General features: G+C 67.1%; 14 protein-coding genes, 1 tRNA gene and 1 pseudogene. 10 read left to right on the forward strand and 6 right to left on the reverse strand.

Going from position 1 to position 15,570, the window contains the following annotated elements; translation table 11 throughout:
- The 4 genes from ABLE91_RS15810 to ABLE91_RS15825 all read right to left on the reverse strand — a co-directional run bounded on the left by ABLE91_RS15810 (position 1) and on the right by ABLE91_RS15825 (position 3,272).
- Positions 1–330, reverse strand: a complete 330-nt coding sequence (locus ABLE91_RS15810) for a hypothetical protein (RefSeq protein ID WP_348932156.1) — start codon at positions 328–330, stop codon at positions 1–3.
- A gap of 65 nt (positions 331–395) precedes the next feature.
- On the reverse strand, positions 396–1,445 hold the full coding sequence (selD, locus tag ABLE91_RS15815; RefSeq protein WP_348932159.1) for a selenide, water dikinase SelD: 1,050 nt from the start codon (positions 1,443–1,445) through the stop codon (positions 396–398).
- A 172-nt stretch (positions 1,446–1,617) separates the two neighbouring features.
- The gene (locus ABLE91_RS15820) at positions 1,618–2,718 is read right to left on the reverse strand and encodes a transglutaminase-like domain-containing protein (RefSeq protein WP_348932161.1); all 1,101 of its coding nucleotides are present in this window, start codon (positions 2,716–2,718) and stop codon (positions 1,618–1,620) included.
- Entirely contained in the window at positions 2,715–3,272 is a 558-nt protein-coding gene (locus tag ABLE91_RS15825) for a TlpA family protein disulfide reductase (RefSeq protein ID WP_348932163.1), read from the reverse strand. The genes ABLE91_RS15820 and ABLE91_RS15825 overlap by 4 nt, the downstream gene beginning before the upstream one ends.
- Positions 3,273–3,726: 454 nt before the next feature.
- On the opposite strand from ABLE91_RS15825, the gene fdnG reads away from it, so the two are divergent.
- From fdnG to ABLE91_RS15875, 10 genes and pseudogenes are all read left to right on the forward strand, one after another.
- Positions 3,727–6,816, forward strand: a complete 3,090-nt coding sequence (gene fdnG / locus ABLE91_RS15830) for a formate dehydrogenase-N subunit alpha (protein WP_348932165.1) — start codon at positions 3,727–3,729, stop codon at positions 6,814–6,816.
- Between the two features lie 15 nt (positions 6,817–6,831).
- The gene (gene fdxH / locus ABLE91_RS15835) at positions 6,832–7,773 is read left to right on the forward strand and encodes a formate dehydrogenase subunit beta (protein WP_348932167.1); all 942 of its coding nucleotides are present in this window, start codon (positions 6,832–6,834) and stop codon (positions 7,771–7,773) included.
- A complete protein-coding gene (locus tag ABLE91_RS15840; protein ID WP_348932170.1) occupies positions 7,770–8,459 on the forward strand; it encodes a formate dehydrogenase subunit gamma in 690 nt (229 codons plus the stop codon). Before fdxH ends, ABLE91_RS15840 begins: the two co-directional genes overlap by 4 nt.
- Before the next feature lie 139 nt (positions 8,460–8,598).
- The gene (fdhE, locus tag ABLE91_RS15845) at positions 8,599–9,516 is read left to right on the forward strand and encodes a formate dehydrogenase accessory protein FdhE (RefSeq protein ID WP_348932172.1); all 918 of its coding nucleotides are present in this window, start codon (positions 8,599–8,601) and stop codon (positions 9,514–9,516) included.
- Between the two features lie 7 nt (positions 9,517–9,523).
- Positions 9,524–10,948 carry an L-seryl-tRNA(Sec) selenium transferase gene (gene selA / locus ABLE91_RS15850; protein ID WP_348932173.1) on the forward strand — a complete coding sequence of 475 codons (1,425 nt, stop codon included), beginning with the start codon at positions 9,524–9,526 and terminating at the stop codon, positions 10,946–10,948.
- A complete protein-coding gene (locus tag ABLE91_RS15855; protein WP_348932176.1) occupies positions 10,935–11,729 on the forward strand; it encodes a tetratricopeptide repeat protein in 795 nt (264 codons plus the stop codon). The genes selA and ABLE91_RS15855 overlap by 14 nt, the downstream gene beginning before the upstream one ends.
- Positions 11,726–13,546: pseudogene (selB, locus tag ABLE91_RS15860) on the forward strand (selenocysteine-specific translation elongation factor); the annotation flags it as partial. The gene ABLE91_RS15855 and the pseudogene selB, both read left to right, overlap by 4 nt.
- Before the next feature lie 153 nt (positions 13,547–13,699).
- Positions 13,700–13,795: transfer RNA gene (locus tag ABLE91_RS15865), tRNA-Sec, on the forward strand.
- A 63-nt stretch (positions 13,796–13,858) separates the two neighbouring features.
- Positions 13,859–14,314 carry a hypothetical protein gene (locus ABLE91_RS15870; protein ID WP_348932178.1) on the forward strand — a complete coding sequence of 152 codons (456 nt, stop codon included), beginning with the start codon at positions 13,859–13,861 and terminating at the stop codon, positions 14,312–14,314.
- Positions 14,301–14,738, forward strand: coding sequence for a hypothetical protein (locus ABLE91_RS15875; protein ID WP_348932180.1), 438 nt, complete (start codon positions 14,301–14,303; stop codon positions 14,736–14,738). The genes ABLE91_RS15870 and ABLE91_RS15875 overlap by 14 nt, the downstream gene beginning before the upstream one ends.
- A 42-nt stretch (positions 14,739–14,780) precedes the next feature.
- Here the strand turns inward: ABLE91_RS15875 and ABLE91_RS15880 are convergent, their stop codons facing one another.
- Both ABLE91_RS15880 and ABLE91_RS15885 read right to left on the reverse strand, forming a co-directional pair.
- Positions 14,781–15,170 carry a c-type cytochrome gene (locus ABLE91_RS15880; protein ID WP_348932182.1) on the reverse strand — a complete coding sequence of 130 codons (390 nt, stop codon included), beginning with the start codon at positions 15,168–15,170 and terminating at the stop codon, positions 14,781–14,783.
- 42 nt (positions 15,171–15,212) lie between these two features.
- Complete coding sequence (locus ABLE91_RS15885) at positions 15,213–15,569, reverse strand: cytochrome C oxidase subunit IV family protein (protein ID WP_348932183.1); 357 nt, start codon at positions 15,567–15,569, stop codon at positions 15,213–15,215.
- Between the last annotated feature and the right edge of the window lies 1 nt (position 15,570).

The raw sequence follows: 15,570 nt of genomic DNA on the forward strand, positions 1-15,570 counted from the left end.
TCAGCAATCCTTGCGGACGGGGCCGACCACGGAGGGGGAGACGCCCTGCACCGTAGGCGGATGATCGGTCGGCGAGCCCGGTGTGGGCGCGCCGGGCGTGGTGCCGATGTTCGAGCCGCCGGTGCCTCCGCTCCAGGCGGTGGAGCCGGAGCTGCCCGGCTGGGTGCCGGAATGCGCGCCGTGCGCAGTGGGGGTGGGCGCCGTTCCCTGCGCGACCTCGCATCCGGACGAGGACGGGCCCGAGGTCTGGGCGGCCGCAGGCGCCAGAGGCGCGCTTGCCAGCAGCGCGGCGCAGGACAGGGCGCAGAGGAGTGCATTCTCGGTTTTCATGGCAAACGTCCTTGGGCTTCCCCGCTGGAGGGAAACGCCCGTGATCGTCCGCCGTTCCTTTCCGGCTAGATCTTGACCTCCACCACCGGCTCGCCTTCGCGCACGCGGCCGATACGGCGCGCCGCCGGATAACCCGCCGCCACGATATGCTCCACCAGCCGATCGGCGGCCTCGGGCGCGCAGGAGACGAGAAGGCCCCCCGAGGTCTGCGGGTCCGTCAGAAGGTGCTTCTGCCAGTCGGCAAAGCCCTCCGGCAGGCGAATGCCCTCCCCATAGCTCGCCCAGTTGCGCAGCGAGGCGCCGGTGACAAAGCCCTGGCGCACCAGCGCCTCCGCATGGGAAAGCAGGGGCAGCCGCGCCGCATCCACCTCGATGGCCGCGCCGGAGCCCCGCGCCACCTCCAGCGCATGGCCCAGGAGGCCGAAGCCGGTGACGTCGGTCACCGCGTGCACATCCGGCTCCTTCGCCAGCGTCGCACCCACCTTGTTGAGCAAGGTGGTGGAAGCGATCATCTCATCATAGGCGTCGGGCGAGAGCGCTTCCTTCTTGAAGGCGGCGGAATAGATGCCGACCCCCAGCGCCTTGGTGAGGATCAGCGCATCGCCCGGCTTCGCATCGGCATTGCGGCGGATATGGCCCTTCTTCACCGTGCCGATGACGGCGAGGCCATAGATGGGCTCCACGCTGTCGATGGAATGGCCGCCCGCAACCGGAATGCCGGCCTCCGCGCACACCGCCGCCCCGCCCTGGAGGATGGCCCGCACCATGGACGTCTCCACCTTGCCGAGCGGCATGCCCAGGATGGCCAGCGCCATCATGGGCGTGCCGCCCATGGCATAGACGTCGGAGATGGCGTTGGTGGCGGCGATGCGGCCGAAATGGTCGGGGTCATCAACCACGGGCATGAAGAAGTCCGTGGTGGCGATGATGCAGGTGTCGCCCTCCAACTCCCACACCGCCGCGTCATCCCCCGTCTCGGTGCCCACCAGCAGGCGCTCGAAGGGCTTTGCCAGGGGCTGGCCGGCGAGCAGTTCCTGAAGCACGGACGGCGCAAGCTTGCACCCGCATCCGCCGCCATGGGCGAGGCTGGTGAGGCGGAAGGGGGTGTCGGTCATGGGGTCTTCCTGATCATATGAAAGCTGTCATGGCCGGGCTTGACCCGGCCATCCACGGGGCTCCGCTAGATGGAGCTTAAGGGATGGCCGTGGATGCCCGGGACAAGCCCGGGCATGACGGATCCCATGCTTCATGGCCCCTCCCCCGCAAGCAGGAGAGGGAGTACACCGGCTACACCGAAATCTCAGTCGCCTTGATGGAGTATCTGAACGTATCCGGGTCGAGGCAATCCAGCCGGCCCGCAACCGTCTCCGCCTGGGGATACATGAGGAAGGCGAGTTTGGGCCCGCTGGAGCCCGGCAGCGCGATGTCGTGGCCTGTGTTGTAGGCCATCCAATTGCCTTCCCAGCTTCCGAACAGAGCGGCGCGGGCGGCCACAACCTTGGCATCGTCCACCGCCAGCTTGCCCGGCGGCTCCTCCAGGATCACCTTGCGCACGTCGGCGGGGTCGGTCGGCACCCAGCCGAAGCCGGAGAGATAGACCTCCGCGCGGCAATGCTGGGCCTTGGTCACCACGTCCGAATTGGCGCCGAGGCTCTTATAGCCGAACTTGGAGGGCGCCACGCGCAGGCCGTAGACATCGCGCGCGGGGATGCCCTGCGCACGGACGAGGCCCACGAACAGCGCGTTGATATCGGCGCACTTGCCGCCCAGATTGCCGCTCTTCAGGAGCGAGGCCACATCGCCCACGCCGCAGCCGCGGGTGGAAGCGTTGCGGTAGGTGTTTTCCACCACCCATTGATAGATGGCGCGGGTCTTCTCCAGATCGCCATTCACGCCGGCCACGATCTTGTCGGAGGTCTGCTTGACGATGCCATCGGTGGGGATGAAGTCGGTGGCGGCGAGGTAGTAGGCCCGGTCCTTGTCGCTCAGCGCAGCCGCCGAGCCGGGCTTTGCAAGGTCCACCGCCCGGTCGCGGGTGGCGAACTTGCTGGTGATCTCCACCACCGGCGCGGCCTCGCTCGCGGCCCATTCCAGCTCCAGCATCTGCGCGCCATGGGCCGGATCGCCCACCGTCTTGGCGGAGGCGGCATTGGTGGTCCAGGTGCTGCCGGCGGGCTTGAACCAATCGGCCTCGCTGAAGGCGGGAAGCGGCACCCAGCCCTTGGCGGCACCGCCGGTCTTCACCACTTCCAGGCGCGTCACCACCTGGAAATTGCGCCACGCGCCGGGCTGGGGCGCGAACAGCGCCTGCGCACGGCCCGAGCGGGGCAGGAGCGCGGCGCCGGTGAGGGCGGCCCCGCCTGCGAGAAGCATACGACGCGTGATCATTGCAGCTTTCCTCCGGTCTGTTCGGTCGTGTTTGTGGTTTTGAGCCGTGCTTCGTCCGCCAGCGCCGAGAGCGGGACATCCGCCTCCCGGCGATCCCAGTCCACATCCCCTTCCGCCATGAAGCGGGGGCGCAAATCCGCATCGAGCACCACGGTGCTCGGCAGCGCCGAGACCTGCCACGCCTTGGTGACCGCGCGGTCCCGGTCCATCAGCACGGCGAACGGCACCGGCGTCTCGGCAAGGAAGCGGCGCACCCGGGCATCCACCTCCTCCACATCCACGGCGATGATCACGACGGGGCGGCCGGCGAAGCGCTCGGCAAAACGCGCGAGGGCGGGCAATTCCTCGCGGCAGGGTTCGCACCAGGTTGCAAAGAAATGCACCAGCACGATGCGCCCGCGCAGGTCCGCGAGTTGTATCTTTTCCGGGGGCGCCTGTTCCGCCGCCAGCCTGTCCAGGGTGAAGTCCGGTGCAGGCCCTTCATAGGGCTGGAGCGCGACGGGGGCGCCCATGACGGCGGTCGCCCAGGCCGAGACCATCGCCCCGAAAAGCATGCCCCCGCCCGCGCCCATGGATCCCCGTGCGGCGGCGCGGCGTTGATGCAGCAGGCCGTAAAAGGCTGACCTCAAGCGTGGCACGCCCCGGACCCCGGGAGCATTGTCTCGGCTCACGCAATGACTTTGCGCCGCGGCATCGAAACGGTCAATCGGTGCCGCGCTGAAATACAAACCCGGCTGGTTCAGCCGGCTATACGTTGCGTTTTATTTCGCACTCGCAGCAAAAATCATGACTACCCGTTCGCTTCCGCAGCGGAATATGCAAAGACATCGGAAAATGATCCGAAAGTATGAGAGCAAAGCCTTGTTGAACACGTGCTTTTGCTCGTTGCCAGTTTGACATGATTCCATTTCCAGAATACCGTCGATAGCTCGTCGGAATCCCGGCAAAAGGCATTGATGCCTTTCAAAAAGTCCCCCGGTGGGGGCGTTCTATCGGAGGCCATCTTCGATGAATATGGAACTCTCGCGGCGCCAGTTCCTGAGAACGGCGGGTGCGGGGATCGCGGGGACATCGCTTGGAGCGTTCGGCTTCGGCGGCGTGGAAGAAGCCTACGCGGACGCGATCCGACCATTCAGGCTGACCAACACAACCGAGGTGCGCAACACCTGCACCTATTGCTCGGTGGCGTGCGGCATTCTCATCTTCTCCAAGGGTGACCTGAAGAAGGGCGAGAAGGCCGAAATCACCCATATCGAGGGTGACGTCGACCACCCCACAAATCGCGGCACCCTGTGCCCGAAGGGCGCGGCCCTTCTCGACATCGTCCATTCCAAGACGCGCCTCCAGTATCCCATGCTCCGCAAGGCCGGCTCCGACAAGTTCGAGCGGGTGAGCTGGGACGTGGCGCTGGACAAGATCGCGCGCGTCATGAAGGACGATCGCGACAAGAACTTCATCGCCAAGAACAATGACGGCGTGACGGTGAACCGCTGGATCACCACCGGTTTCCTCGCCGCCTCGGCGACCACCAACGAAACCGCATGGTGTACGTACAAGGCTGTACGCTCCACCGGCATGCTGGTGTTCGACAACCAAGCGCGGGTTTGACACGGCCCCACGGTGTCCAGTTTGGGCCCGACTTTTGGCCGTGGTGCGATGACCAATTCGTGGACTGACATCAAGAACACGGATCTTGTGGTCATCATGGGCGGCAATGCCGCCGAAGCGCACCCGTGTGGTTTCAAATGGGTCACGGAGGCGAAAGCCACCCGTGGAGCGAAGCTTGTCGTGGTCGATCCGCGCTTCACGCGGTCGGCGGCGGTCGCGGACTATTACGCGCCGGTCCGCCAGGGCTCCGACATCGCCTTCCTCAACGGCGTGATCAATTACTGCATCCAGAACAACAAGGTGCAGTGGGAGTATGTGAAGAACTTCACCAACGCCAATTATCTGGTGAAGGATGGCTTCACTTACCAGGACGGCCTGTTCACGGGCTATGACGCGGAAAAGCGCGACTACAACCGCTCGACCTGGGACTACCAGATCGGCCCCGATGGCTATGCCATGGTGGACGATACGCTCCAGAATCCGCGGTGCGTCTGGAACTTGCTGAAAGAGCACGTCTCCATCTACACGCCGGACATGGTCTCCCGCATCACCGGCACGCCCAAGGACAAGTTCCTGAAGGTGTGCGAGATGATCGGCGAGTGCTCATCGCCCACCAAGACGATGACCTCCATGTACGCGCTGGGCTGGACGCAGCACTCCAAGGGCTCCCAGAATATCCGCACCATGGCGATGCTCCAGCTCATCCTGGGCAATATCGGCGTGCGCGGCGGCGGCATGAATGCGTTGCGCGGTCACTCCAACATCCAGGGGCTGACCGACATCGGGCTCATGTCCAACCTGATCCCCGGCTACCTCACCCTGGCCACGGAACGGGAACCCGACCTCGCCACCTACATGTCGACCCGCGGCTTCAAGCCGTTGCGGCCGAACCAGATGAGCTACTGGCAGAACTACAAGAAGTTCTTCGTCAGCTTCCAGAAAGCCATGTTCGGCCCGGCAGCGACGGCGGAGAACAGCTTCGCCTATGACTGGCTGCCGAAGATGGATGTGCCATCCTACGACATCCTGCGGGCCTTCGAGCTCATGAAGCAGGGCAAGATGACGGCCTATTTCTGCCAGGGCTTCAACCCGCTCCAGGCCTTCCCCAACAAGGCCAAGCTCGCGGAAGCCCTCGGCAAGCTGAAGCTGCTGGTCATCATGGATCCGCTGGAGACGGAGACGGCGCGGTTCTGGGAGAACCACGGCATCTACAACGAGGCCGATCCCGCCAAGATCCAGACCGAAGTGATCCAGCTGCCCTCCACCTGCTTTGCGGAGGACGAGGGCGCGCTGGTGAATTCCGGCCGCTGGCTGCAATGGCACTGGCCGGGCGGCTCGCCTCCGGGCGAGGCCAAGTCCGACGTGTGGATCATGTCGCAGATCACCCTGCGGCTGAGGGCGCTCTACCAGAAGGAAGGCGGGGCGTTCCCCGACCCCATCCTCAACCTGACCTGGAACTACAAGGACCCGAACGAGCCCACCCCTTCGGAGCTCGCGAAGGAAATGAACGGCTATGTCGTGAGCGACGTGGCGGATCCCAACGATCCGACCAAGAAGCTGCTGGAGGCCGGAAAGCAGCTGTCCGGCTTCGGCGTGCTGCGGGATGACGGCTCCACGGCGTGTGGGAACTGGATCTATTCCGGCTCCTTCACCGAGGCCGGCAACATGATGGCGCGCCGGGACAATTCCGACCCGGGCGATACCGGCGCCTATTCCAACTGGTCGTTCTCCTGGCCCGCCAACCGGCGCATCCTCTACAACCGCGCCTCGGCGGACATAAACGGCAAGCCGTGGGATGACACCCGCAAGCTCCTGTGGTGGGACGGCGCCAAGTGGACCGGCTACGACATCCCGGACATCGCGCCGGCGTCGAAGCCGCAGGATGTGGGCCCCTTCATCATGAACCCGGAAGGCGTCTCGCGCCTGTTCGCCCGGGGCATGATGCGTGAAGGCCCCTTCCCGGTTCACTACGAGCCGTTCGAAAGCCCGGTGGCGAACGCCATCGCGCCCAAGGTGCGGGGCAATCCCGTGGCCCGGGTGTTCAAGGACGACTTCGCCCAGTTTGCGGAAGTCGCCTCGCCCGACTTCCCCTATGCGGCGACCTCCTACCGCCTCACGGAGCATTTCCACTACTGGACCAAGAACAACCATGTGAACTCGGTCCTGCAGCCGGAATTCTTCGTGGAGATCTCGGAGGAGCTGGCCAAGGAGAAGGGCATCACGAACGGCGGCTGGGTGCGCGTCTGGTCGAAGCGCGGCTCGGTCCTCGCCAAGGCCTATGCGACGAAGCGCATCCGCCCGATGACCGTGGACGGGAAGACCGTCCACATCGTCGGCATCCCCATCCATTGGGGCTTTGTCGGCGCGGCCAAGAAGGGCTTCGGAGCGAATGTTCTGACGCCTTTCGTGGGCGACGCGAACATCGAGACGCCTGAATACAAGGCGTTCTGCGTCAACATCGAGGCCTCGACCGGGCCTGCGGTGGCATGAGGGAGGTGAGATAAAATGTTTCCCCCAGCCCCAAATCCCCCGGTCGCCCCGACCCAGGCAAAGTTCGGGGACAAGGACCTGATCCGGCGCTCGGCGTCCACCATCACGCCGGCGTCCCCGCGCCAGACGGAAGTGGCCAAGCTGATCGATGTGTCCAAATGCATCGGCTGCAAGGCCTGCCAGGCGGCGTGCCTTGAATGGAACAATCTCCATGAGGAGATCGGCACCTTCAACGGCACCTACACCAACCCGCCGGACCTCACTCCGGCGAGCTTCACGCTGATGCGGTTCACCGAATGGGTGAACCCCGAGACCGACAATCTGGAATGGCTGATCCGCAAGGACGGCTGCATGCATTGCGAGGATCCGGGCTGCCTCAAGGCCTGCCCGGCGCCCGGTGCCATCGTGCAATATTCCAACGGCATCGTGGATTTCGTCCACGAGAACTGCATCGGCTGCGGCTATTGCATCAAGGGCTGCCCGTTCAACATCCCGCGCATCTCGAAGGTCGACAACAAGGCCTACAAGTGCACGCTGTGCTCCGACCGCGTGGCGGTGGGCCAGTGGCCCGCCTGTGCCAAGGCATGCCCCACCCAGGCCATCGCATTCGGCACCAAGGCCGAGATGACGAAATGGGCCGAGGGCCGCATCACCGACCTGAAGTCCCGCGGCTACAAGAATGCGGGGCTCTATGATCCTCCAGGCGTCGGCGGCACGCACGTGATGTACGTGCTCCAGCATGCCGACAAGCCGGAGATCTATGCCGGCCTTCCCAACAATCCCCGCATCAGCCCGGTGGTGGAGATCTGGAAGGGCGTCACCAAATATGTCGGCTTCGGGTTCATCGGCCTCGCGGCCGTTGCCGGCGTCCTCCACCACCTCGTGGCCGGCGCCAACAGGGTCAGCGCGGAGGATGAGGCGAATGCCGAGAAGCTGACCGGGAGCGACCGGTCATGACGACACCGTATGACATCGAGAAGGGTGACGGGGTCCATAAGGGCCACCCCGTCACGGTGGACCGCTACACGTTGGCGGCGCGCATCAACCACTGGATCACGGCCATCAGCCTGATCCTGCTGGCGCTCTCGGGCATGGCGCTGTTCCACCCCAAGCTGTTCTTCCTCACCGTCCTGTTCGGCGGGGGACAGGCGACGCGCGCCATCCACCCCTGGATCGGCGTGGTGCTGTTCTTCTCCTTCGCCGGGCTGTTCCTGCGCTTCTGGAAGGCCAATCTCTGGAAGAGCGAGGACGGCACGTGGCTGCGCCGCATCCGCGACGTGCTGGCGGGCCATGAGGAAAGGCTGCCGGAGCTGGGCAAGTACAATGCCGGCCAGAAGTTCGTCTTCTGGGGCATGTCCTTCCTCATCATCGTGCTGATCTGCTCGGGCTTTGCCGTGTGGGATCAGTATTTCTACCAGTTCACCACCATTCCGCAGAAGCGCGTGGCGATCCTGGTGCACGCCATGGCTGCGGTCGCGATCATCTGCGTGTGGATCATCCACGTCTATGCGGCCATCTGGGTGCGCGGCACCATCGGCGCCATGACCAAGGGCCAGGTGACCGGCGGCTGGGCCTGGCGCCACCACCGCAAATGGCTGCGCGAACTGGTTGGAAAGCGCACCAAAGGTACGCCCGCGGAATAGGCGCGGCGTGGAGGAGGCAAGCCTCCGCCTTTCTCGCTCCGCATTCCCGCGTTGGAGTGTGGTTTAATCGTTCCGCCGTGCCGGCTGGCTGGCACGGCGGCCATCGCACCACGTGACCCGTGGGGTTCGTGAGGAAGCCATGTCGCGTCCCTCTGAAATCCAGCCCGATCCCAGCATGATCGGCGGCATCGCCCAGCCGCCTTATGCCAAGCTCCCCGATCCCTCCACTTTATTCGAGACGCGGGCCCGGCGCCTCGCGGCGCTCGCCGAGGGCAGCGAGCTGAAGCCGTATCTCGTCTTCCTCTCCGCCCTGGTGGAGGTGCAGCATCGCATCCTCGACGATCTGCCCCCCGCCGAGGGGCCGGACGCGGAAAGCCTTGCCCGCGCCGCCGAATTCGCCATGCCGCCGCTCGACCGGGGCCGCTTCACGCTTGACGCCGCTTTCGACGCCACGCTGGAACGGCTGCTGAACGGGGCGCGGAGCGTGGACAAGCCCGCCCTCGCCGAGGAGGCGCTGGAGCGCGTCATCACCGCCGGCCCCGCCGCGCGCGATGCCATGGTGCGCAACGTGCTCGCCGATTCCCTGCCCATGGAGGCGCTGGCGGAGCACCTTTATGTGGCCGCCGCCCTCCAGGTCCATTTCGCCCGCCTTGCAGCCGGGCTCGATGTCGGTCGCCTCGCCCGCATCGCCGAGGGGGTCTGCCCCTGCTGCGGCGGCCCGCCTTTGGCGAGCCTCGTGGTGGACTGGCCCACCGCTCCCGGCGCCCGCTATTGCGCCTGCGCGCTCTGCGGCACGCTCTGGAACCATGTGCGCGTGCGCTGCGTGGTGTGCGGCTCCACCAAGGGCATCGGCCTGCAGGAGGTGGAAGGCAGCTCCGGCGCGGTGAAGGCGGAGACCTGCGACGAGTGCCATTCCTATGTGAAGGTGCTCTACCAGGCGAAGGATACAGGCGTGGAGCCCATGGCGGACGACGTCGCCTCCCTGGCGCTCGACCTGCTGATGCGGCCAGGGCCATACCGCCGCGCCGCCTTCAATCCCTTCCTGCTCGGCTATTGAGACAGCCATGTCCGCGCCAGAGCCCCAAGCGCCAACCGCGGCGCTCCGCGCCCTGCCCTCGGTGGATCAGGTGCTGAAGAGCGCCACCGCCCGCGCCGGCATCGACCGGCACGGGCGCGAGCCTTTCACCGCGACCGTCCGCAGGGTGCTGGACGAGGCTCGCGCGGCGGTGCGCGCGGGCGCAGGCCATCCCTCCGGCGCGGACGACATTGCGGAGGCCGCGCTCTCGAAGCTGGAAATCGATGCCGCACCGAGCCTGCGCCCGGTCTTCAACCTCACCGGCACGGTGCTCCACACCAATCTCGGCCGCGCGATCCTGGCCGAGGAGGCCGCGGAGGCGGCGCTCGCCGCCATGCGGCAGGCGGTGACGCTGGAATATGACATCGCGGAAGGCGGACGGGGCGAGCGGGACGACCATGTGCGCGGCCTGCTCTGTGAATTGACCGGCGCGGAAGATGCCACCGTGGTCAACAACAATGCCGCCGCGGTGCTGCTGGTGCTGAACACACTGGCGCTGGGCAAGGAATCCATCGTCTCGCGCGGCGAACTGATCGAGATCGGCGGCGCCTTCCGCATGCCTAATATCATGGCGCGCGCCGGCACGAAGCTGGTGGAAGTGGGCACCACCAACCGCACCCATCCCAAGGATTATCTGGGCGCCATCGGGCCGGACACGGGCCTCGTGGTGAAGGTCCACACCTCCAATTACCGCATCGAGGGCTTCACCAAGGAAGTGGAGCCCCGCGAACTGGCCGCCATCGCGCGCGAGAAAGGCGTGCCGCTGTTCCACGATCTCGGCTCCGGAACGCTGTGCGACCTCGCCCGCTACGGCCTCGTCCATGAGCCCACCGTGCGCGAGACGGTGGCGGACGGGGCGGACATCGTCACCTTCTCCGGCGACAAGCTGCTAGGCGGCCCGCAGACCGGCTTCATCGTGGGGCGCCGCGACCTCCTCGCCGCCATCAACAAGAACCCCATGAAGCGGGCGCTCAGGGTGGACAAGATTCGCCTCGCCGCGCTGGAAGCCACCCTGAAGCTCTATGGCGACCCCGACCGGCTCGCCGCGCGCCTGCCCACGCTGCGCCTGCTCGCCCGTAAGGCCGGGGAAATGGAGGCCGCAGCCGGCCGCCTCGCCCCGCCCCTCCAGGCGAAGCTCGGCCCCCACGTAACAGTGACCCCCCGCCCCTGCCGCAGCCAGATCGGCTCCGGGGCGCTGCCCACCGCGACGCTGGAGAGCTTCGGCCTCGCACTGCGCCCCGAAGGCGGCGGCCATGCGCTGGATGCCCTCGCCCGCGCGTTGCGCGCTTTGCCGGTGCCGGTGATCGGCCGCATGGAGGATGGCGCGCTGGTGCTGGACCTGCGCTGCCTGGAGGACGAGGCCGGTTTCCTCGCCGCCTTCGCTGCCCTGGAGCTTCCCGATGGGCTGGCTTGACCGCCTGCGGCGGACGCCGTCCCCGCAGCCCCGCGATGAAGCCGCCGCCATGGCGCAGGCGCTCTCCGCCGCGCAGGCAGGCGACTACGACACCGCCCTCAACCTCTGGGAGAAGCTGGCCCGGCAGGGCAATGCCCGGGCGCAGAACAATATCGGTGCCTGCTTCGCCGAGGGCATCGGCGTCGAGCGGGATCCCGCTCTGGCGCAGCGCTGGCTGTCGGCGGCGGCCCAGGCGGGCGATCCCGTGGGCCAGCGCAACCTCGCCGCGCTCTATTTCAAGGGCGAAGGCGCGCCGCAGGATTATGTCCACGCCGCCGAGCTCTACCGTGCCGCCGCCGAGCAGGATGACGGGCCGGCCCAGGACATGCTGAGCTGGATGCTGCTGGAAGGCGAGGTGATCGCCACCGACGTGATCGAAGCCCGCCATTGGGCGCTGGCCGCCGCCGGGCATGGCATCGCCTCCTCCATGACGCGCCTCGGCATGCTCCACCACAATGCGCTCGGGGTGGAGCGCGACCCGGCCGAGGCAGCCCGCTGGTGGCGGCGCGGCGCGGAGCGGGGCGATGCGGACGGCCAGGCCATGCTGGGCGCCGCGCTCCATCTCGGCTCCGGCGTGCCGCGCGATCCGCCCGCTGCCTATGAATGGCTGCTGCGCGGCTATGAAGGTGGCAGCGGCCTCGCCACGCCGTTCCTGGAGCCGGTGCGTGCCGCGCTCTCGGCGGAGGAACTGGCGGACGCCGAGCGCCGCGCGAAGGCGCCCTTGCCGGAGCCGGCGCCATGATCATCGGCACGGCCGGGCATATCGACCATGGCAAGACCTCCCTGGTGCGCGCGCTCACCGGCGTCGATACCGACCGGCTGAAGGAGGAGAAGGCGCGCGGCATCTCCATCGATCTCGGCTTCGCCTACCTGCCCCAGGAAAGCGGCGAGACGCTGGGCTTCATCGACGTGCCGGGGCATGAGAAATTCGTGCACACTATGCTGGCGGGCGCCAGCGGCATCGATTTCGCGCTGCTGGTGGTGGCGGCCGATGACGGCGTGATGCCCCAGACCCGCGAGCACCTCGCCATCATCGATCTGCTCGGCATCTCCCACGGCCTTATCGCGCTCACCAAGGCGGATCTGGTGGACGAAGCCCGGCTGGAGGCTGTGACCGCGGAGATCGCCGCCACCCTCGCCGGGACGGCGCTGGACGGCGCGCCCATCATCCCCGTCTCCAGCGCCACGGGCCTGGGCATCGACGAGGTCCGGGCACGGCTCATCGAGGCATCCCTTACCCTCGCCTCCCGCGCCGCCACGGGGCGCTTGCGCCTCGCGGTGGACCGCTCCTTCACCCTGTCCGGCGCCGGCACGGTGGTCACGGGCACCGTGCTCTCCGGCACCGTCCGGGCGGGTGACCGGGTCATGGTGAGCCCCGCCGGGCTCCAGGCCCGCGTGCGCTCCATCCGCGCCCAGGACACGCCGGCCGAGATCGGCAAGGCGGGTGACCGCTGCGGCCTGAACCTTGCGGGCGAGGCCATCTCCAAGGACGCCATCGCGCGGGGCGACGTGGTGCTGGACCCGGCGCTTCACGCCCCCACCGACCGCATCGATGCCACGCTGAACGTGCTTCCCGGCGAGCGCAAGGCCATCGCCCAATGGCTTCCGGTGCGCTTCCATACCGCCTCCTGCGAGGTGGGTGCGCGCGTGGTGCTCCTGGGCGATCCCATCGCGCCGGGCGGCTCGGGGCTCGTGCAACTGGTGCTGGAAGGGCCCATCGCGGCGGCGGCGGGCGACCGCTATGTGGTGCGCGACACCTCGGCCCGGCGCACCATTGGCGGCGGCCGGCTCTTGGACCTGCGCGCCCCCGCCCGCAAGCGCCGCACGCCGGAGCGCCTCGCCCAGCTCGCGGCCTGCACCGAGGCCCAGCCCGAGGCCGCCGTCGCCGGCCTGCTCGAAACCAGCCCCTTCGTCCTCAACCTCACCGCCTTCGTGCGCGACCGCGCCCTGGCTGCGGAGGAGGCGGACGGGATCGCGGAACGGCTCGGCCTCGCGCGCCTGCCGGTGGGAGACGCGCTCCATGTGCTCTCCGCAGTCCGTTGGCAGGCCTTCCATGCGGCGCTCCTCGCCCGCCTCGATACCTTCCATGTGGAGAATCCCGACCTTCCGGGCCTCGGCATCGAGCGGCTGCGCCTTCAGTCCGAGCCCCGCCTACCCGCCCCCGTCTTCGCCGCTGCGCTCCACCATCTGGCGCGCGAGGGGGAGATCGCGCTGGACGGCGCCTGGGTACGCCGCGCCGGCTTCTCGGTGCGCCTCACGGAGCGCGACGAGGCGCTCTGGTCCCGCGCCCGCCCGCTCATCGGCGGCACCGAGCGCTTCCGCCCGCCCCGCGTGCGCGACATTGCCGGCGTGCTGGGGGAGCCGGAGCCCGACATCCGCCGCATGATGAAGCTGTTAGGGCGCATGGGCCGCGTGGACGAGGTGGCGCACGACCATTTCTTCCTGCGCGGCACCGTGGCGGAGATGGTGGCCATCCTCGTGAGGCTCGGCGCCGCCCACACCCAGTTCGCCGCCGCCCAGTTCCGCGACGAGGTGGAGAACGGGCGGAAAGTGGCCATCCAGATCCTGGAATTCTTCGACCGCCACGGGGTCACCTTGCGCCGGGGAGACCTGCGGCGCGTGAACCCGCACAGGCTAGACCTGTTCCGCCCGCCAGCGGATGATGCGCCGACACAAGAATCTGCCGGCGCGGTTCCGCCGGCTGACGCCAAAGGAAGAGAAGCGTCCCTGGTGGGGCGTCCGGACTTCAAATCCGGGAGGGGCCGCGAGCCGGTCCTTGGTGGGTTCGACTCCCACTCTCTTCCGCCACGCTCCCACGCCCCCGATAAGAAAGCCGCGCCGAAAAGCGGCCGAAGGTGAGGAGACGCTGACATGAGCCTTGCCACCTATCTCTCATCACTCCAGCAGGCGGCGGAGGCCGCCGAAGCCGCGGAACGCGCCTTCCGCACGGAGGCCGAGGCACGCACCAAGGCGCTCGCCGCCGCGCGGTCGGAGGCTTACCGGCGCATCAATTTCCTGCGGCCGCTGGCGGAGATGGTGGGCGGCGCGGAGAGCCCGGACGTGGCCGTTCTCCATGCGCAAGCCTATCTGCGCACCCGGCTGGGCTGGGACGAGACGACGCCTGCGCGCGAGGAGGTGCTGACCCGCTTCGCACCGGTGGCGCTGGCGATCCATTTCGCCCTGGCGGAGGGCGAGCCGCCCGAAGGCACCGAGGATGCCCCCGCCGCCATGGCGACCTTCGAGGACTGGTACGCGCAGACGCGGGAAAGCTCGTTCTGGTACCTGTTTGAGCACTACATGCGGGAGACGCCGCTTGTCGACTTCTAAGCGCAAGCCGGACAAGCCCCGGTTCAAGAAGGACAAGGCCGGCGGGCCCGGAGCGGGCGTGGAGTTCGACGCCTGGCTCTCGGAAACCTTCGCCGCGGAAGGCGCCTTCACTGCCTTGGTGGTGCTGGTGCGCATCGGCGCGCTGGAAGTGACGCCGCTGGCCTCCACTTTCCTCAACATCATCGGCGACGAGGTGCGGTGGGCGGAGATTGTCGGCCTGTTCGCGGGCTCGGGAAAGGCGTGGGACGGGGCGGCTTTCTTCCCCGTGCTGGATGCGGGCGGCCTGCTTCTGAACGCAGAGGCCCGCGCCCGCCTTCGCGCACTTGAAACCCGCGTGCAGGAGAACCGGCTGACGCTGAATGATGGCGAATTCTTCGATGCCTGGGGCCGCCGGCTGAAGGTGGAAGCGGCGACGCCCATGTGATGCCAAGGCCGCGCCAGCGCGGGACGAGTGGGATTGGAGCGCCTACTGCTTCTTCCCGTCCGCTCCGTACTGCTTCAGGAAAGCCGTCACATCCTTGATTTCCTGGTCGCTCTTCAGCCCCACGAAAGTCATCTTGGTGCCGGGGATCTTCGCCTTGGGGTCCTTGATGTATTCCGCGAATACGGCCTCGTCCCAGACGATCCCCGAATTCTTGTTGGCATCCGTATAGCTGAAGCTCGGGATGCTGCCGGAGTGGCGCCCGAACAGCCCATTCAGTACGGGGCCGACCATATTCTTGGCGTTCTCGCCCACCTGATGGCACGGCTTGCACTTGTTCCAGACGCGCTCGCCGGCGGCGACGTCCTGGGCCTCAGCAGGCGGCGCCAGCAAGGAGGGGAGGAACAGAAGGACGATGAGGGAGATCGTGCGCATCGCAAATCCCCTGAGGTGAAGAGCGGGCATTTCCGGGCACTCCTATGCCGGCGGGCTGAAATAGAGGATGCGGTTGAGGAAGGTATAGTCGGCCTCGAACACCATGATCGCGACGAACACCAGCACCGCGCCCAAAGGAACAAGGATGGCATAGCTCAAGGCCAACCGCTCCCAGGCCAGATGCATGAAGACGGCGACGATCAATCCGGCCTTCAGCATCATGAACAACAGGATAAGCCCGTATCTCAGGCCCCCCTGAAGGCTGAAATAGTCGACCAGATAGGAAAACGTGCTCAGGACGAACAGCAGGATCCACACTACGATGTAGAGCTTGATGGGATGCTGCTGTGTATGCGCCTGCCCGTGTGCCGCCGTCTGTGTCGTCGCCGTCTGTGTCATG

Source organism: Aquabacter albus (genome assembly GCF_040049275.1).
In the GTDB taxonomy this organism is placed as follows: Bacteria; Pseudomonadota; Alphaproteobacteria; order Rhizobiales; family Xanthobacteraceae; genus Aquabacter.